Here is a 19282-nt window from a genome sequence, read left to right as displayed (position 1 = left end):
TCCGGTTTTTATTCGCATTTGCTTTCAAGGCCTACTGCATGTCTGATTCCCGTTACCAGGTCGACGTCAGCGTCGTCACGCGTTTCCTCGCAGAACAGTCGCAACCCGATCAGAACCGTTTTGCGTTCGCCTATACCGTGACCGTGCACAACAGCGGCGAGTTGCCTGCCAAGCTGCTGTCCCGTCATTGGGTGATCACTGACGGCGATGGCCATGTCGAGGAAGTGCGCGGCGACGGCGTTGTCGGTCAGCAACCCTTGATCGATGCCGGTCAAAGCCACACCTACAGCAGTGGCACAGTAATGACCACCAAGGTCGGCAACATGCAGGGCACTTACCAGATGCTCGCCGAAGACGGCAAACGCTTCGACGCCGTGATCGCACCGTTCCGCCTGGCTGTGCCGGGGGCTCTGCACTGATGGCGGTGTATGCCGTTGGCGACCTGCAAGGTTGCCTGGAACCGCTGCAATGCCTGCTGAACCATGTGCAATTTGATCCGGCAAAGGACCGCTTGTGGCTGGTGGGTGATCTGGTCAACCGCGGCCCGCAATCCCTCGAAACATTACGGTTCCTCTACAACATCCGCGAGTCCCTGATCTGCGTGCTGGGCAATCACGACCTGCACTTGCTGGCGGTCTCACGCAAGATCGAGCGTCTGAAGAAAGGCGACACGCTGCGCGAGATTCTCGACGCGCCGGATCGCGATGTCCTGCTGGCGTGGCTGCGCCAGCAAAAGATCATGCATTACGATGCCGAGCGTAACGTCGCGATGGTGCATGCCGGCATCCCGCCGCAATGGACGCTGAAGAAGGCGCTCAAACACGCGGCCGAAGTCGAAAACGCCCTGCATGACGATCTGCTCTATGAGCCGTTCCTCGACGGCATGTATGGCAACGAACCCAACAAATGGGACAGTGATCTGCAGGGCGTGACGCGCTTGCGCGTGATCACCAACTACTTCACTCGTATGCGCTTTTGCACCAGCGAAGGCAAGCTCGACCTCAAAGGCAAGGAAGGTGCAGATACCGCCCTGCCCGGCTACGCCCCATGGTTCAGCCACAAGGAACGCAAGACCCGCGACGTGAAGATCATCTTCGGTCACTGGGCTGCGCTGGAAGGCCGCTGCAACGAGCCCGGCGTGTTTGCCCTCGACACCGGTTGCGTCTGGGGTTCAGCCCTGACGCTGCTTAATGTCGATACGCTGCAAAGGCATCATTGCGATTGCGACGCCCAGGGCAACGCAGAATCCGGTTCCGCCAGGACCATCACCCAAAGCCCCGTCATCCCGGCCGGACGCTAGAATCAATACACCCACAAACAGGAGCCAGACATGACCGAGTTCAAACGCATTCCTCCCGAACAGGCTCAAGCCTTGCGCGAACAAGGCGCTGTGCTTGTGGATGTACGCGACCCACAGACGTTCGCCAGCAACCACATACCCAACTCCCTGCATCTGGATAACCAGTCCATCTCGGACTTCATCCGCGAAGCCGATCTGGACAAACCGCTGGTGGTCGTCTGCTATCACGGCAATTCGAGCCAGAGCGCTGCGGCCTACCTGGTGAGCCAGGGTTTCTCGGATGTGTACAGCCTGGACGGCGGATTCGAGCTATGGCGCAGCACCTTCCCGAGCGAAACAGCCCAGGGCTGAGCGAAATATTTTTTATGACAGCTGATCCCGCGTCCTGCGCGGGTTGGCGGGCCAACTGACGAACGGTTGGCCTGACTTATTGTTCATCCCTTCTTTATCTTTCCGATTCCGAACTATCCTTAGCCTCAGGCCATCCGAAATCAGGGGAGAGCCGGTACACCGGCGCGTGGGTCATCGGTAGCTACTTTTATGGTGTTCTGGGGGGTAAACGGCAACTGGATTCACAGCTGCTGCCAGCATCGACTGACGATCCGCCGCCGGCTCTACGTATCGAGCGAGGTGACGTCATGAGTATTTTTAGCCACTTCCAACAACGCTTTGAATCGACACGCCAGGAGGAGCTCTCCTTACAGGAGTATTTAGAGCTCTGTAAGCAGGATCGCAGCGCCTACGCGTCTGCGGCGGAACGCCTCTTGCTGGCCATCGGCGAACCGGAGCTGGTCGACACGTCGGTCAATTCCCGGTTATCGAGAATCTTCTCCAACAAAGTGATCCGCCGCTATCCGGCCTTTGCCGACTTCCACGGGATGGAAGAATGCATCGATCAGATCGTGTCGTATTTCCGCCATGCCGCTCAGGGCCTGGAAGAGAAGAAACAAATCCTGTATCTGCTCGGCCCGGTTGGTGGCGGCAAGTCATCGCTGGCTGAAAAACTCAAACAGCTGATCGAAAAGGTGCCGTTCTACGCCATCAAGGGCTCGCCGGTTTTCGAGTCGCCACTGGGGCTGTTCAACGCCACTGAAGACGGGGCGATTCTCGAGGAAGACTTCGGTATTCCCCGACGCTACCTGAGCACCATCATGTCGCCCTGGGCGACCAAGCGTCTGGCTGAGTTCGGGGGCGACATCAGCCAGTTCAAAGTCGTAAAACTCTATCCATCCATCCTCAATCAAATCGCCGTCGCCAAAACCGAACCCGGTGACGAGAACAACCAGGACATTTCCGCGCTGGTCGGCAAGGTCGATATCCGCAAGCTGGAAGAATTCCCGCAAAACGATGCCGACGCCTACAGCTACTCGGGCGCACTCTGCCGGGCCAACCAGGGCCTGATGGAATTCGTCGAAATGTTCAAGGCGCCGATCAAGGTGCTGCACCCACTGCTCACCGCCACCCAGGAAGGTAACTACAACAGTACCGAAGGCCTGGGCGCGATTCCGTTCACGGGTATTTTGCTGGCCCACTCCAACGAATCGGAATGGCACAGCTTCCGTAACAACAAGAACAACGAAGCCTTCATCGACCGGATTTATATCGTGAAGGTGCCGTACTGCCTGCGTGTCAGCGACGAGATCAAAATTTACGACAAGCTGCTGTTCAACAGTTCGTTGGCCAAGGCGCATTGCGCACCCGACACCCTGAAAATGCTGGCGCAGTTCACCACCCTGTCGCGCCTCAAAGAGCCGGAAAACTCCAACATCTACTCCAAGATGCGCGTGTACGACGGCGAGAACCTCAAGGACACCGATCCAAAGGCCAAGTCGATCCAGGAATACCGCGACAACGCGGGCGTCGACGAGGGCATGAACGGTCTTTCCACGCGCTTCGCGTTCAAGATCCTCTCCAAGGTGTTCAACTTCGATCCACACGAAATCGCCGCCAACCCGGTGCATTTGCTGTACGTACTCGAACAGCAGATCGAACAGGAACAATTCCAGGCCGAAACCCGCGAGCGCTACCTGCGCTTCATCAAGGAATACCTGGCGCCGCGCTACATCGAGTTCATCGGCAAGGAAATCCAGACCGCCTACCTTGAGTCCTACAGCGAGTACGGCCAGAACATCTTCGACCGCTACGTGCTTTACGCCGATTTCTGGATTCAGGATCAGGAATACCGCGACCCGGAAACCGGAGAAATTCTCAACCGCGTGGCACTGAACGAAGAACTGGAAAAAATCGAGAAACCGGCCGGGATCAGCAATCCGAAGGATTTCCGCAACGAGATCGTCAACTTCGTATTGCGGGCCCGTGCCAACAACAATGGCAAAAATCCAACCTGGCTCAGTTACGAGAAGCTGCGTGTCGTGATCGAGAAGAAAATGTTCTCCAACACCGAGGACTTGCTGCCGGTCATCAGCTTCAACGCCAAAGCCAGCAAAGAGGATCAACAGAAACACAACGACTTCGTTACCAGAATGGTCGAGCGGGGCTACACCGACAAACAGGTACGGCTTCTTTCCGAATGGTACCTACGGGTCCGGAAGTCGCAGTAAGGCAGCTGCAAGCGTCAAGCTACAAGCTGTAAGGAAGAAGCATGCAAGCCTGATGTCAGGGTGATTGCTTCGACTTGCAGCTTGCGGCTCACAACTTGAAGCTCCCCGGAGGGGCCCATGAGCTATGTGATCGACCGACGTCTCAATGGCAAGAACAAGAGCACGGTGAACCGCCAGCGGTTTTTGCGGCGCTACCGTGACCACATCAAAAAAGCAGTTGAAGAGGCCGTGAGCCGGCGCTCCATCACCGACATGGAGCATGGCGAACAAATCAGCATTCCGGGTCGCGATATCGACGAACCGGTGCTTCACCATGGCCGTGGCGGCAAGCAGACGGTGGTCCATCCCGGCAACAAAGAATTCACCACCGGCGAACATATCGCCCGCCCACAAGGCGGTGGCGGCGGCAAAGGTCCGGGCAAGGCGAGCAACTCCGGCGAAGGCATGGATGAGTTCGTGTTCCAGATCACTCAGGAAGAGTTTCTGGAGTTCATGTTCGAAGACCTCGAACTGCCCAATCTGGTCAAACGCAATCTGACCGGGACCGACACCTACAAAACCGTCCGCGCGGGCATCAGCAACGAGGGCAATCCCTCACGCATCAACATCATCCGCACCTTGCGCTCGGCCCATGCGCGACGCATTGCCTTGTCCGGCAGCAGCCGAGGCAAGCTCAAGGAAGCGATCAGCGAACTTGAGCGCATGAAGCGCGAAGAACCGGACAACTTCGGCGACATTCAGGAACTTGAAGTTGAAATCGAGCGGCTGCGGGCGCGGATCAAACGGGTGCCCTACCTGGACACCTTCGACCTGAAATACAACCTGCTGGTCAAACAGCCCAACCCGAGCTCCAAGGCCGTGATGTTTTGCCTGATGGACGTTTCCGGCTCCATGACCCAGGCGACCAAGGACATCGCCAAGCGCTTTTTCATCCTGCTGTATCTGTTCCTGAAGCGAAATTACGACAAGATTGAAGTGGTGTTCATCCGCCACCACACCAGCGCCCGGGAAGTCGACGAGGAAGAGTTCTTCTATTCGCGGGAAACTGGCGGCACCATCGTGTCCAGCGCCTTGAAACTGATGCAGGAGATCATGGCTGAACGTTATCCAACCAACGAATGGAACATCTACGCCGCCCAGGCTTCGGACGGCGACAACTGGAACGACGATTCGCCGATCTGCCGTGAAATCCTGATCAAGCAAATCATGCCGTTTGTGCAGTACTACACTTACGTGGAAATTACCCCACGGGAACATCAGGCCTTATGGTTCGAATACGAGCGCATCGGCGACGCCTTTGCCGATACGTTTGCCCAGCAGCAGCTGGTCTCTGCCGGTGATATCTATCCGGTATTCCGTGAACTCTTCCAGCGCAGGTTAGTGACATGACCGCTAGAGAGCAGAAGCGCCAACCCCTCTCCACGGGTTCAGAGTGGACATTCGAACTTATTCAGGCGTACGACCGCGAGATCAGCCGTATTGCGGACCGTTACGCCCTGGATACGTATCCCAACCAGATTGAAGTCATCACGGCTGAACAGATGATGGACGCCTATGCGTCAGTGGGGATGCCGTTGGGCTATCACCACTGGTCCTACGGCAAGCACTTCCTCAGTACGGAAAAATCCTACTCGCGTGGCCAGATGGGTCTGGCCTATGAAATCGTTATCAACTCCGATCCGTGCATCGCGTACCTGATGGAAGAAAACACCATCTGCATGCAAGCCCTGGTCGTGGCCCACGCCTGCTATGGCCACAACAGCTTCTTCAAGGGTAATTACCTGTTCCGCACCTGGACCGACGCCAGTTCGATCATCGATTACCTGGTGTTTGCCAAGCAGTACATCATGCAATGCGAGGAGCGCCACGGTATCGACGCGGTCGAGGATCTGCTCGATTCCTGCCATGCCCTGATGAATTATGGCGTTGACCGTTACAAGCGCCCTTATCCGATCTCGGCCGAAGAAGAACGTCGTCGCCAGAAGGATCGTGAAGAGCACCTGCAGAAACAGATCAATGATCTGTGGCGCACCATTCCGAAAAGCGCGGACAAATACAGCAAGGAGGACAACGCACGCTTCCCGGCCGAACCCCAGGAAAACATTCTGTACTTCATCGAAAAACACGCGCCATTGCTGGAGCCCTGGCAGCGTGAAGTGGTGCGAATCGTGCGCAAGATCGCCCAGTATTTCTACCCGCAGCGTCAGACTCAGGTGATGAACGAAGGCTGGGCAACGTTCTGGCATTACACCCTGATGAATGACTTGTATGACGAAGGCCTGGTGACTGACGGTTTCATGATGGAGTTTCTGACTTCCCACACCAGCGTGGTCTATCAACCCGGCTTCGACAGTCCGTACTACAGCGGGATCAACCCTTATACCCTCGGTTTTGCGATGTATCGCGACATCCGGCGGATCTGCGAGGAGCCCACCGAAGAGGACCGCCACTGGTTCCCCGACATTGCCGGCACCGATTGGCTGACCGCAGTGAAGTTCGCCATGAGCAGCTTCAAGGACGAGAGTTTTATCCTGCAATACCTGTCACCCAAGGTCATCCGCGACCTGAAGCTGTTCAGCATCATGGACGACGACCAGAAAGACGACCTGCTGGTGCCTGCGATTCATGACGAACCCGGCTACCGGATTATCCGGGAAACCTTGGCGGCTCAATACAACCTGGGCAATCGCGAACCCAACATCCAGATCTACAGCATTGATCGCCGCGGCGACCGGTCACTGACATTGCGCCACCAGCAACACGACCGCAAACCATTGGGCGACTCCACCGACGAGGTACTCAAACACCTGCATAGGCTGTGGGGCTTCGATATTCATCTGGAAACCGTGCAAGGCGACCAGGTCGTCAAGACTCATCACGTGCCCCCCCGGGGTGAGCACGACAGTGAATATCCCCGGCTTGATCTGGCGGTAGTTCACCTCTAGGAGCCAGATCAGCCAGTGGGCGTTTCTGAACACTGGCTGATCTTGATTCGGTTTTACCTCCGCGAGGGCGACGCAAGGTTTATCCTGTCGCGCTTACGGAGGCTTTTTATGCAGATTTATAAAGTTGGCGGCGCCGTTCGCGATCGCCTGCTGGGGAAACCCGTTACCGATGTCGATTGGGTCGTGGTTGGCGCGACCACTGAAGAAATGCTGATCAAGGGTTATCGCCCGGTCGGCACCGACTTCCCGGTGTTTCTGCACCCACTGACCGGTGAGGAATACGCCCTCGCCCGCACCGAGCGCAAAAGCGGGCGCGGCTATGGCGGCTTCGTTTTTCATGCCAGCCCGGAAGTCACTCTCGAAGAAGATTTGATCCGCCGCGACCTTACAATCAACGCCATTGCCGAAGATAAAGACGGCAACCTGACCGATCCTTACGGCGGCCAACACGACCTTGAAGGGCGCATTTTACGTCACGTATCCCCGGCGTTCGCCGAAGATCCGTTGCGCGTGTTGCGCGTGGCACGCTTCGCCGCGCGCTATGCACCCGACGGTTTCAGCATCGCGCCAGAGACCCTGGAATTGATGCGCCAGTTGAGCGCATCAGGCGAACTGGAAGCCCTGACGCCCGAACGCAGCTGGAAGGAAATCTCCCGCGCGCTCATGGAAAGCCAGCCTCAAGTGTTCATCGAAGTGCTGCGTGAATGTGGCGCGCTGAAAGAGCTGCTGCCGGAAATCGACGCGCTGTTCGGCGTTCCGCAGCCTGAAGCTCACCATCCGGAAATCGACACCGGCGTGCATGTCCTCAGCGTCCTGCAGCAGGCCGCCAAACACCAACAACCGCTGAGCGTGCGCTGGGCTTGCCTGCTGCACGATGTCGGCAAAGGCCTGACGCCGGAGGCGGACTGGCCACGCCATACCGCCCATGAACACACCGGCCTGCGCCTGATCAAGGCCATGAACACGCGCTTTCGGGTGCCCAGGGAATGTCAGGAACTGGCCCTGCTGGTCGGGCAATATCACACCCATGGCCACCGCGCCCTTGAACTGAAACCCTCGACCTTGCTGGACTTGCTGCACAGCTTCGACGTCTATCGCCGACCCCAGCGCTTCGAGGATTTCATCGTGGCCTGCGAGATGGATGCGCGGGGACGTCACGGCTTCGAAGAACGCAGCTACCCACAAGCCGATTACCTACGCGGCGCGGCCCAGGCGGCACGCGCTGTTTCGGTCCAGCCATTGCTGGAAAAAGGCCTGAAGGGCCAGGAGCTGGGCGAAGCGCTCAAGGTAGAGCGGCTGGATGCGCTGAAGATTTACAAGGCGGATTACAACAGTTGAGCGAGTTCTGAAATTGTGGGAGCAAGCTTGCTTGCGAAGGCAGTATTTCAGACGCTGGAATTTGCCGCATGAGTCGACCTCTTCGCGAGCAAGCTCGCTCCCACAAAGGTCAGTCTATTGACTGCGAGCCAGCCTGCAACAACCCTTCCGGCGTCAGCTGCGTCCCCCGCCATTCGAACGCTACCGGCCACAATTGCTGCTCAATCTGCGCATCTGCCCACAGCTTCTGGAACGGGATGCCTACACCAGGATGCGAACGATCCGCCGCAATCAGCGACAAAGGCCACAGCACGAAAGCATTTTTCAGAATCTCGGCACGCGGCAGGATCAAACCGTCGAAGTTACCGACCTGATCGCCGTACAGCAACACGTCGATATCCAGCGGCAAACCCTTGCGCTCCGGGGCGTAGCGACCATTGTCGGCTTCGATGAATTTCAGCCTGCGATCCAGCTCCATCAATGGCAGATCGGTCAGGCCGGTCACCACCAGATTGAAAAACGGACCACTTTTGATGCCCACCGGCAGGCTCTCGAAAACCGGCGAACAGCTGATTTCGCTGACGAATACGTCCAGGGCTTCGAGCCCCGCAACCAAGTGCTTTTCGCGCTCGATGTTACTGCCGAGACCTAGGTAAATCCGGGTTAGCGACATCCGCGCTCGATCTCCACGCCCACACCAGAAGCGGCCGCAACGGCGCCGGGCTTGGTCAGCTTGAGGTGCAACCAAGGGATATTGAACTCGCTCATCAGCACTTCGGCCAGGCGCTCGGCAAAGGTCTCGACCAACTGAAACTGCGCCTGCTCGGCAAATGCCTGGATGCGCGTCGAGACGCTGGCGTAGTCGAGCGCCTTGCTCAGATCATCGCCGGCAGCAGCGGGCCGGTTGTCCCAGCCGAAGCTGAGGTCCAGGCGCAGGCACTGGCGAATGCCGCGCTCCCAGTCATAGGCGCCGATCACCGTGTCAACTTCCAGGCCTTCGATGAAAACTCTGTCCAAGCACTTACTCTCCACTGCACGACAAGGGCGCGATGCGCCGTTAGAATCAGGGCTTCCTCGCCCGGAATGGTTAGCATGTTTTGGTTACTGGCGATCTTCGCCTACCTGCTTGGCTCACTGTCCTTCGCCATATTGCTCAGCCGCCTCACTGGCAGCCCGGACCCCCGCGCCAGTGGTTCCGGCAACGCCGGTGCCACCAACATGTTGCGCCTGGCCGGCAAGAAACTTGCGATCCTCACCCTGATCGGCGACGTGTGCAAAGGCCTGATCCCGGTCCTCATCGCCGGGCTTTGCGGCATGAATCCCCGCGAACAAGCCTGGATCGGCGTCTGCGCCGTGCTCGGCCACCTCTTCCCGCTGTACTTCCGCTTTCGCGGCGGCAAAGGCGTCGCCACCGCGGCCGGCATGCTGCTGGGCCTGTATGCCCCCGCCGCAGCCCTGGCTATCAGCGCCTGGGCATTGGTGTTCTACATGACCCGCACCAGCTCGCTGGCTGCGTTGATCGCGACGCCGCTGACCCTGCCACTGCTGGCCTGGAAAGAACCGCTGGCGCTGCTGCCCATGAGCGTGCTGACGCTACTGATCGTCTGGCGCCACCGAGGCAATCTACGCGACCTGTTCGCAGGGCGCGAACGGCATTTTTGAATGCGCCCGGTGAATCCCGCTCAGGTTAGCCACGCATGGCCTACAACCCGGACAACTGCTCCATTGGCCAGCGCGCTTGCACCGTGATACTCAAATCTTCTTTCTGCCCGGCCTGTAAACGCTGGCAACCGGCAAAGGCGATCATCGCGCCGTTGTCGGTACAGAATTCAGGGCGCGCATAAAACACATTGCCGTGCAGATCACCGAGCATCTTTTCCAGTGAGGTGCGCAACGCCTTGTTCGCGCTGACGCCGCCAGCGATTACCAGGCGCTTCATGCCAGCCTGTTTCAGGGCCCGCTTGCACTTGATGGTCAAAGTCTCCACCACGGCCGTCTGGAAGGCCAGCGAGATGTCGCAACGGGTTTGCTCGTTGTCGTCCCCAGCGCTTTGGCATTGCTGCCAGGTGTTCAGGGCGGAGGTTTTCAGGCCGCTGAAGCTGAAATCCAGACCCGGCCGGTCAGTCATGGGCCTTGGGAAGACGAAACGTCCCGCCACACCTTTGGTTGCCAATGCCGCGATCTCCGGACCACCGGGATATTGCATGCCCATCATTTTCGCAGTCTTGTCGAATGCCTCGCCCGCCGCGTCGTCCAGCGTGTCGCCGAGCAGTTGATACAGGCCGATGCCATCGACGCGAACCAGCTGCGTATGACCACCGGAAACCAACAAAGCGACGAACGGGAACTCGGGCGGCTGTTCTTCGAGCATCGGTGCCAGTAAATGGCCTTCCATGTGATGCACGCCCAACGCCGGAATGTCCCAGGCAAACGCCAGCGCCTGCGCACAGGAAGCGCCGACCAGCAAAGCACCTACAAGCCCCGGCCCTGCTGTGTATGCGATGGCATCGATGTCCTCGGCGACCACACCGGCGTCGGCCAGCACCTGACGGATCAGGGGCAGCATGCGCTTGACGTGATCACGCGAAGCCAGCTCTGGCACCACGCCGCCATAGGCGCGATGCAGATCGATCTGGCTGAATAATGCATCGGAAAGCAGGCCGCGCTCACTGTCGTAGAGCGCGACGCCGGTTTCGTCGCAAGAAGTTTCTAATCCCAGTACTAGCATGGGTTTGCGCCTTGTAGAGGCTGAATTCGAAGGCGCGCATAATAGTCGCCGCCCAAGGCCCCGACCAGCGGTTTTCGATCAGAGGCTTTGCATTCCTCTCAATGAGGGGTTAACATCCGCAACCCTTAAAAACCGACGTACTTATGTGCAGTTTTTGCACGAGGCGTTGACCCCGGTAATGAATGAAGGTAGCTCTGGATGCCAGCCGTCAAAGTTAAAGAGAACGAACCCTTCGACGTAGCTCTGCGTCGTTTCAAGCGCTCCTGCGAAAAAGCCGGTGTTCTGGCTGAAGTTCGTAGCCGCGAATTTTACGAGAAGCCGACTTCTGAGCGTAAGCGTAAAGCAGCAGCCGCTGTTAAGCGTCACGCCAAGAAAGTACAGCGCGAACAGCGCCGCGCCGTTCGCCTGTATTAATTTACAGACGTCCGTCGCAAGCTTCTGCAACGCCCGGCCTCAAAGCCGGGCTAGCGGCAGTTAAAGCACAGCATAACGCTACATTGACTGAGGCTGTTTGAGTCGCCCACGCGACCACATCCGGCACAAACACTCCGTCAAAGCACGTCCAGCCTGAACTCAGGCCACTTTGATTTCGTCGATACCGACGAGAGCAAATCAGGGTGCATGACGAGTATGCCTTGATGACCTTCGCAAGAAGTTCAGCCAAGGCAGCGTCCTTCTCGACCGCTGAGCGAAAACCGAGGCAGCAGGCCGAAGTCCAACTCGCAGCCCTCAGCTCGCAGCAGCAGCCGAACCCAAAAATACCAAGCCCTGACTACCTGATCTAGACAGATACCTACAGGTGGATTTGCTGGCAGCTACTCTTCCGGATAATGATGAGTCGGCACTGGTGCTCAATGGCGCATGTCTTTCAGCCATGATCTGCCAACCAGCCAACCGTCGCTGTATTCTGGATTCGCCACGATGTTCGCGGCGAAACGCTTGATGATGAGAATTCCATGGCCGGGCTTATTCCTCAGAGCTTCATTGACGACCTTCTGAACCGTACCGACATTGTCGATATTGTCAGCTCACGTCTGCAATTGAAGAAAACCGGGAAGAACTACAGCGCCTGTTGCCCGTTCCACAAGGAAAAGACACCGTCGTTCAGCGTCAGCCCCGACAAGCAGTTCTATTACTGCTTCGGTTGCGGCGCGGGCGGCAATGCCCTCGGCTTCATCATGGATCACGACAACCTGGATTTCCCTCAGGCCGTCGAAGACCTTGCCAAAGCCGCGGGCATGGAAGTACCCCGCGAGCAGAGCGTCAAAGGCCAGAAACCCCGCCAACCGACCGACTCGCCGCTGTACCCGTTGCTGACCGCCGCAGCGGAATTTTACCGACAGGCACTCAAGAGTCATCCGACCCGCAAATCTGCGGTGGATTACCTGAAAGGCCGTGGCCTGTCTGGGGAAATCGCTCGGGACTTCAGCCTCGGCTTTGCCCCGCCCGGCTGGGACAACCTGCACAAGCATCTGGGCAGCGACACGCTCCAGCAAAAAGCCATGATCGATGCCGGCCTGCTGATTGAAAACGCGGAAACCGGCAAACGTTACGACCGGTTTCGTGATCGTGTGATGTTTCCGATCCGCGACAGTCGCGGGCGAGTGATTGCCTTTGGTGGTCGGGTATTGGGCGATGACAAGCCCAAGTACCTGAACTCACCGGAAACTCCGGTGTTTCACAAAGGCCAGGAACTGTACGGTCTGTTCGAAGCGCGCAAGCACAATCGCAGCCTCGACGAAATCATCGTGGTCGAAGGCTACATGGACGTCATTGCGCTGGCCCAGCAGGGCTTGCGCAATGCCGTCGCCACGCTGGGTACTGCCACCAGCGAAGAGCATTTGAAGCGCCTGTTTCGGGTCGTGCCGAACGTGCTGTTCTGTTTCGACGGCGACCAGGCTGGCCGAAACGCCGCCTGGCGCGCCCTGGAAGCGACGCTTTCCAGTCTTCAGGATGGACGCCGCGCGCGCTTCCTGTTTTTGCCCGAAGGCGAAGACCCGGACACCCTGGTGCGCTCCGAAGGCACCGATGCGTTCAAGGCGCGCATCAATCAACACGCACAACCGCTGGCCGATTACTTTTTCGAACAGCTGACCAAGGAAGCCGATCCACGCTCACTGGAAGGCAAGGCGCACATGGCGACGCTTGCCGCGCCACTGATCGACAAGGTGCCGGGAGCGAATCTCAAGACCCTGATGCGTCAGCGCCTCACGGAAATAACCGGGCTCAACAGCGAGGCCGTCAGTCAGCTGGTGCAGAACGCGCCTGCTGAAGCGCCACCCAGCTACGACCCGAACATCGATTATGACGCAATGCCCGACTATGCTGATTATCAGCAACCCGGAGGGTACGAAGGACAGCAGGACTGGACCGCGAAAAAAGGCACTGGCCAAGGCCAGAAAAAGTGGGAAAAGAAGCCGTGGGACAAAAAAGGCAAGCGACCTGACTACGAACCACGTGTCCCGCGCACGCCGACCACCGTCGAACCACCAACACTGACAGCTTTGCGGACGTTACTGCATCATCCGGAGCTGGCAGCAAAGGTCGAAGATGCCAGTCATTTCGCGGCAGAAGATCACATTTATGCACAATTGTTGGTGGCTTTGCTTGAAGCTTTGCAAAAAAACCCCAACTTAAGATCACTGCAACTGATTGCACGCTGGCACGGCACCGAACAAGGTCGCCTGTTGCGAGCACTGGCAGAGAAGGAATGGTTGATCGAGGCCGATAACCTTGAACAGCAGTTTTTCGACACTATTACTAGTTTATCCGCCCGCCAACGCGAGCGTAGCCTGGAACATCTGATCAAGAAGGCACGTCAGACCGAGTTGAGCGCTGAAGAGAAAATTCAGCTGCGTGACCTGCTAATTCGTAATGTTCCTGCACAAACCCCGACCTCAACTGGCGCGTGAGGTCATAGCTCGGGTATAATCCTCGGCTTGTTTTTTGCCCGCCAAGACCTTCAGTGGATAGGGTGTTATGTCCGGAAAAGCGCAACAGCAGTCTCGTATCAAAGAGTTGATTACCCTGGGTCGTGAGCAGAAGTATCTGACTTACGCAGAGGTCAACGACCACCTGCCTGAGGATATTTCAGATCCCGAGCAGGTGGAAGACATCATCCGCATGATTAATGACATGGGGATCCCGGTACACGAGAGTGCCCCGGATGCGGACGCCCTGATGCTGGCCGATGCCGACACCGACGAAGCAGCCGCAGAAGAAGCGGCAGCAGCGTTGGCAGCGGTTGAAACCGACATCGGTCGCACCACTGATCCTGTGCGTATGTACATGCGTGAAATGGGTACGGTCGAACTTCTGACCCGCGAAGGCGAAATTGAAATCGCCAAGCGTATCGAAGAAGGCATCCGTGAAGTGATGGGCGCAATTGCGCACTTCCCTGGCACGGTCGACCATATTCTCTCCGAGTACACACGTGTCACGACCGAAGGCGGTCGCCTCTCTGATGTCCTGAGCGGTTACATCGACCCGGATGACGGCATTGCGCCGCCAGCCGAAGTTCCGCCGCCTGTCGACCCTAAAACAGTCAAGGCTGCCGAAGGGGACGAAGAAGAGGAAGAGAAGGACGATTCCACTGACGACGAAGAAGAAGTCGAAAGCGGTCCGGACCCGGTCATTGCTCAACAGCGTTTCGGCGCCGTTTCCGATCAGATGGAAGTCGCGCGCAAGGCCCTGAAAAAGCACGGTCGTGGCAACAAGCTGGCAATGGCCGAGCTGGTTGCACTGGCTGAGCTGTTCATGCCGATCAAACTGGTTCCAAAACAGTTTGAAGGCCTGGTCGAGCGTGTCCGCAGTGCACTTGAGCGCCTGCGTGCTCAGGAACGCGCCATCATGCAGCTGTGTGTACGTGATGCACGTATGCCCCGCGCTGACTTCCTTCGCCAGTTCCCCGGCAATGAAGTTGACGAAAGCTGGAGCGATGCGCTGGCCAAAGGCAAAAGCAAATACGCTGAAGCCATTGGTCGCCTGCAACCTGATATTCAGCGTTGCCAGCAAAAGCTGACTGCCCTGGAAACAGAGACAGGCTTGAAGATTGCCGAGATCAAGGACATCAACCGTCGCATGTCGATCGGTGAGGCCAAGGCCCGCCGCGCGAAGAAAGAGATGGTTGAAGCGAACTTGCGTCTGGTTATCTCCATCGCCAAGAAGTACACCAACCGTGGCCTGCAATTCCTCGACTTGATCCAGGAAGGCAACATCGGCTTGATGAAAGCGGTAGACAAGTTCGAATACCGTCGTGGTTACAAGTTCTCGACTTATGCCACCTGGTGGATCCGTCAGGCGATCACTCGCTCGATTGCCGACCAGGCCCGTACCATTCGTATTCCGGTACACATGATCGAGACGATCAACAAACTCAACCGTATTTCCCGGCAGATGTTGCAGGAAATGGGCCGCGAGCCGACCCCGGAAGAGTTGGGTGAACGCATGGAAATGCCTGAGGATAAAATCCGCAAGGTGTTGAAGATCGCTAAAGAGCCGATCTCCATGGAAACCCCGATCGGTGACGACGAAGATTCGCACCTGGGTGACTTCATCGAAGACTCGACCATGCAGTCGCCAATCGATGTCGCTACCGTTGAAAGCTTGAAAGAAGCAACTCGCGAAGTGCTGTCGGGCCTTACCGCCCGTGAAGCCAAAGTTCTGCGTATGCGGTTCGGTATCGATATGAATACCGACCACACGCTGGAAGAAGTCGGCAAACAATTTGACGTGACCCGTGAGCGGATTCGTCAGATTGAAGCCAAGGCTCTGCGCAAGTTGCGTCACCCGACAAGAAGCGAACATCTGCGCTCGTTCCTTGACGAATAAGCTTACAAGCTGACACCAAAACCCCCGGCCTTGCTGGGGGTTTTGCATTCTGGCTAATAAGTTTTACATCCCGCGTCACGCTTTTCTCAGTACGGCTACACTCGTCTCATGCTATCTGCGACCCATGAGGCTGCCATGTCACGACTGCCGGCCATTATCTTCACTTACTTGATTGGCCTGCCGGCAGTTGCCAACGCATTGACCCTTTCAGATCCTGAGCGTATCTGGTCCAGCGTTCGCCATGATCTCGACCTGGCTATCAGCACGCTCTCGCCCGTCCCGGAATTTCAAAGATCAACGCTGAAATCACTGGTTTTCCAGGACAACGAACGCCTGGCCAGCGCTAGCGCCCCGCAAGATGGAGTGGATCAGGCCGTCCGCCTCGGTAGAAACCCTGAACGCCCTCGATTCTGGGAAAACTTTCTGCTTTACGGTTTGCCGGGCCTGCTGCTGTTGTCCACGGTGCTGGCAATCGTGGTTCGCACCAACCGCAAACTCAGCTCGGAAATTTCCCGTCGGGTCGCCCTGGAACAGGAACTGCGCAGCAGCGAGTATCACTATCGCGGCCTGGTAGAAAGCCTTTCGGCCATTGCCTGGGAAGCCAACGTCCGCGACTACACTTACAACTACGTTTCGCCTCAGGCCGAACGCTTGCTGGGCTACCCGCTCGCCAGGTGGATGGAGCCCGGCTTCTGGCGCAGCATTGTTCACCCGGATGACCTGCCTTACGCCGAACATCTTTGCGACAGGGAAACCCGTAACGGCAACGATCATAGCGTCGACTACCGGGTTTTCAGCGCTGACGGCCGAATGCTCTGGATCCGCGATATCGTCAGCTTGATCAGGCACGGGCGCGAGCCTTTGATGCGCGGGTTGATGATCGACATCAGCGAGACCAAACAGACCGAAGAAGCCCTGCGCCTGTCCGAAGAAAAGTTTGCCTCGGTGTTCGCCCAATGCCCCGACATCTTGGTGATAGCCCGCCTCAGCGACGGCTGCTTCCTGGAAGCCAACAGAGCGTTCGTCGAGCAAATCGGACTTAGCGCAGAGCAAGTCATCGGTAAAACCCCCACCGAACTCGATATATGGGGTGTCCCCGGCATCGGTCCGGGACTGCTCGAACGGCTACGAAACGGCAGTATTCGCAACCTCGAAATGCCGTTTCGGCGCAAGAACGGCGAGACCTTTTCCGGACTGCTGTCCGCCGAACCCTTCGATCTGGATTCCACTCAGGCCGTAGTCGTCGTGGTTCGCGACATCACTCAGCTCAAACAGGCCCAGCAACAGTTGCAATTGTCGGAAGAGAAGTTCGCCAAGTCGTTCCACTCCTCGCCAGACGGCATGCTGATTACCCGCCAGAGCGACGGCTTGCTGGTTGAGGTCAACGAAGGCTTCACCCGGATCACCGGCTATGACGGTGCCGCCGCTGTCGACCGCTCGACCATCACTCTGGGAATCTGGGTGGATCTGCAAGAGCGCGAACAACTGCTGAAGTTTTTGAGCCGGGACGGCTATGTGCGCGATTTCCGCAGCCACATCAGGCGCAAGGACGGTCAGGTCCGAGTATGTGAGATTTCCTCGCGCCCGCTGCTGATTGCCGGCGAAGACTGCATGTTGACCATCGCCAGGGACATCACTGAGCGCCAGCAGATGCAGCAAAAACTGCAATTGGCCGCCACTGTTTTCGAGAGCACTGCCGAAGGTGTGCTGATCACCGATACCCGCCAACGCATCAACGCCGTCAATCGGGCCTTCAGTGAAATCACCGGTTACAGCGAAAACGAAGCCATCGGCCAGACTCCCCGCCTGCTCGCGTCCGGCCTGCACGACAGCGCCTTCTACGCGGCCATGTGGTATCAGCTCACCGCCGAAGGTCATTGGCAGGGAGAAATCAGCAATCGCCGTAAGAACGGGGAGATTTACCCAAGCTGGCTGACGATCAGCGCTGTACGAAACAGGGATCAGTTCATTACCCACTTCGTCGCGGTCTTCGCGGATATTTCGAGCCTCAAGCACGCGCAGGCTCGACTCGATTATCAAGCGCACCACGACCCTCTGACCGGGCTGCCCAATCGCACCCTTTTTGAGAGCCGTCTGCAGGCGGCGCTGATTCACAGCCTGGAATCCAACAGTCTCGGCGCCGTGCTGTTCCTTGATCTGGACCGTTTCAAACATATCAATGACAGCCTCGGCCATCCGGTGGGCGACTTGCTGCTCCAGGGCATCGCCCAACGCCTCAAGGAGCATCTGCGCGACATCGACACCGTGGCGCGCCTGGGGGGCGATGAATTCATCATCCTGCTGCCGGGCCTGCAAAACTCAAGCGACGCCGAGATTATCGCGACCAAATTACTGGCTTGCTTCACCGCACCCTTCCAGGCTGGCGAGCACGAGTTCTTCATCAGCGCGAGCATCGGCAGTTGCCTGTTCCCGACTGATGGCGAAGACGTGGCCACCGTCGTCAAAAACGCCGACGCCGCCATGTACCGCTCCAAAGCCAAAGGCCGCAATCGGGTGGAAAGCTACACCCGCGACCTGACTTCCCAGGCCAGCGAGCGCATCGCTCTGGAACATGAATTGCGCAGAGCCATCGAACGCAACGAGCTCAGCCTGAGCTACCAACCCAAAGTCAGCCTGATTACCCACAAACTGGTGGGTGCCGAAGCCCTTTTGCGCTGGACCCACCCCATCTTTGGCGAGGTGCATCCCGAGCAGTTCATCACGCTGGCGGAAGAAAACGGCATGATCCTGCAGATCGGCGACTGGGTCCTCGAACAGGCTTGCCAGCAGATGTGCGAATGGAACAAAACCTACAAGCCATTTGGGCCGCTGTCGGTGAACCTTGCCGGCGCACAACTGCGACAACCCAACCTGCTGACCCGCATCGAGCAGCTGCTTGCGAAAAACCAGCTGAAACCCGGCTACCTGCAACTGGAAATCACCGAAAACTTCATCATGAGCCAGGCCGAAGAAGCCCTGAAGGTCCTGCACAAACTGAAAAAACTCGGCGTGCAACTCGCCATCGACGACTTCGGCACCGGCTACTCCTCACTGAGCTACCTCAAACGCCTGCCACTGGACATCCTGAAAATCGATCAGTCCTTCATTCGCAGCCTGCCTGACGACCCACACGACGCCGCCATCGCCCGCGCCATCATCGCCCTGGGCCGCAGCATGCAACTGACCATCATCGCCGAAGGCGTCGAGACAGCGGAACAACGGCAATTCCTCACCGACGAAGGCTGCGAACAGATCCAGGGCTTCCTCATCAGCCCGCCTCTGCACCCTGACGAATTCAGCGCGAGGTTTCTTCTTATGAGTCTTTCAGACTATTCGGATAGCACAGCCGCGAAACCGCCGTTATAATCCGCGGCCTACTGAGGGCCTATAGCTCAGTTGGTTAGAGCAGGGGACTCATAATCCCTTGGTCCACGGTTCGAGTCCGTGTGGGCCCACCACCTTGAAAGCCGCGCATTGCGCGGCTTTTGTGGTTTCAGGGAGTTGGAAAATCTTCGTTCAAATTGGCCAGAAGCCAAAACGTCCACAAAACGTCCACACCCCTCATCGCACCCCCATCCCCTACCAGAAAAATACCCCGAAC

Annotated in this window: 15 protein-coding genes and 1 tRNA gene; 13 read left to right on the top strand and 3 right to left on the bottom strand. The window is 57.6% G+C overall.

What is annotated here, in order from left to right:
- Nucleotides 1-38 precede the first annotated feature (38 nt).
- The 7 genes from apaG (at nt 39) to CFII64_RS11305 (ending at nt 8144) form a co-directional block, all read left to right on the top strand.
- Nucleotides 39-419, top strand: a complete 381-nt coding sequence (gene apaG / locus CFII64_RS11335) for a Co2+/Mg2+ efflux protein ApaG (protein WP_020290915.1) — start codon at nt 39-41, stop codon at nt 417-419.
- Entirely contained in the window at nt 419-1300 is an 882-nt protein-coding gene (locus tag CFII64_RS11330) for a symmetrical bis(5'-nucleosyl)-tetraphosphatase (protein WP_020290914.1), read from the top strand. Before apaG ends, CFII64_RS11330 begins: the two co-directional genes overlap by 1 nt.
- A 30-nt stretch (nt 1301-1330) precedes the next feature.
- Nucleotides 1331-1651 (top strand): thiosulfate sulfurtransferase GlpE, encoded by a 321-nt coding sequence (glpE, locus tag CFII64_RS11325; protein WP_020290913.1) that lies wholly within the window; start codon nt 1331-1333, stop codon nt 1649-1651.
- 287 nt (nt 1652-1938) lie between these two features.
- A complete protein-coding gene (locus tag CFII64_RS11320; RefSeq protein WP_020290912.1) occupies nt 1939-3861 on the top strand; it encodes a PrkA family serine protein kinase in 1923 nt (640 codons plus the stop codon).
- A 117-nt stretch (nt 3862-3978) separates the two neighbouring features.
- Nucleotides 3979-5250, top strand: a complete 1272-nt coding sequence (locus CFII64_RS11315) for a YeaH/YhbH family protein (protein WP_020290911.1) — start codon at nt 3979-3981, stop codon at nt 5248-5250.
- The gene (locus CFII64_RS11310; RefSeq protein WP_020290910.1) at nt 5247-6806 is read left to right on the top strand and encodes a SpoVR family protein; all 1560 of its coding nucleotides are present in this window, start codon (nt 5247-5249) and stop codon (nt 6804-6806) included. The genes CFII64_RS11315 and CFII64_RS11310 overlap by 4 nt, the downstream gene beginning before the upstream one ends.
- 108 nt (nt 6807-6914) lie before the next feature.
- Nucleotides 6915-8144: a multifunctional CCA addition/repair protein gene (locus CFII64_RS11305; protein ID WP_020290909.1), complete on the top strand. Its 1230-nt coding sequence runs from the start codon at nt 6915-6917 to the stop codon at nt 8142-8144.
- A gap of 109 nt (nt 8145-8253) precedes the next feature.
- On the opposite strand, the gene folK is transcribed toward CFII64_RS11305, so the two are convergent.
- Nucleotides 8254-8796 carry a 2-amino-4-hydroxy-6-hydroxymethyldihydropteridine diphosphokinase gene (gene folK / locus CFII64_RS11300; RefSeq protein ID WP_020290908.1) on the bottom strand — a complete coding sequence of 181 codons (543 nt, stop codon included), beginning with the start codon at nt 8794-8796 and terminating at the stop codon, nt 8254-8256.
- Nucleotides 8787-9140, bottom strand: a complete 354-nt coding sequence (gene folB / locus CFII64_RS11295) for a dihydroneopterin aldolase (protein WP_020290907.1) — start codon at nt 9138-9140, stop codon at nt 8787-8789. Before folB ends, folK begins: the two co-directional genes overlap by 10 nt.
- Before the next feature lie 75 nt (nt 9141-9215).
- Here folB and plsY point away from each other — a divergent pair, with 75 nt between their 5' ends.
- Complete coding sequence (gene plsY, locus CFII64_RS11290) at nt 9216-9785, top strand: glycerol-3-phosphate 1-O-acyltransferase PlsY (RefSeq protein ID WP_020290906.1); 570 nt, start codon at nt 9216-9218, stop codon at nt 9783-9785.
- A 40-nt stretch (nt 9786-9825) separates the two neighbouring features.
- On the opposite strand, the gene tsaD is transcribed toward plsY, so the two are convergent.
- Nucleotides 9826-10851 (bottom strand): tRNA (adenosine(37)-N6)-threonylcarbamoyltransferase complex transferase subunit TsaD, encoded by a 1026-nt coding sequence (gene tsaD, locus CFII64_RS11285; protein ID WP_020290905.1) that lies wholly within the window; start codon nt 10849-10851, stop codon nt 9826-9828.
- Between the two features lie 198 nt (nt 10852-11049).
- Here tsaD and rpsU point away from each other — a divergent pair, with 198 nt between their 5' ends.
- The 5 genes from rpsU (at nt 11050) to CFII64_RS11260 (ending at nt 19139) form a co-directional block, all read left to right on the top strand.
- Nucleotides 11050-11265, top strand: a complete 216-nt coding sequence (rpsU, locus tag CFII64_RS11280) for a 30S ribosomal protein S21 (protein WP_002551877.1) — start codon at nt 11050-11052, stop codon at nt 11263-11265.
- Nucleotides 11266-11807: 542 nt separating this feature from the next.
- Nucleotides 11808-13763: a DNA primase gene (gene dnaG, locus CFII64_RS11275; RefSeq protein WP_020290904.1), complete on the top strand. Its 1956-nt coding sequence runs from the start codon at nt 11808-11810 to the stop codon at nt 13761-13763.
- Nucleotides 13764-13830: 67 nt separating this feature from the next.
- Nucleotides 13831-15681 carry an RNA polymerase sigma factor RpoD gene (gene rpoD / locus CFII64_RS11270; RefSeq protein ID WP_020290903.1) on the top strand — a complete coding sequence of 617 codons (1851 nt, stop codon included), beginning with the start codon at nt 13831-13833 and terminating at the stop codon, nt 15679-15681.
- A 135-nt stretch (nt 15682-15816) separates the two neighbouring features.
- Nucleotides 15817-19047, top strand: a complete 3231-nt coding sequence (locus CFII64_RS11265) for an EAL domain-containing protein (RefSeq protein WP_020290902.1) — start codon at nt 15817-15819, stop codon at nt 19045-19047.
- A 15-nt stretch (nt 19048-19062) separates the two neighbouring features.
- Nucleotides 19063-19139, top strand: a tRNA-Ile gene (locus CFII64_RS11260).
- The last annotated feature ends 143 nt before the right edge of the window (nt 19140-19282 follow it).

This window comes from Pseudomonas sp. CFII64 (genome assembly GCF_000416235.1).
Lineage (GTDB): Bacteria > Pseudomonadota > Gammaproteobacteria > Pseudomonadales > Pseudomonadaceae > Aquipseudomonas.
This window is presented reverse-complemented; position numbering and strand designations above follow the sequence as displayed.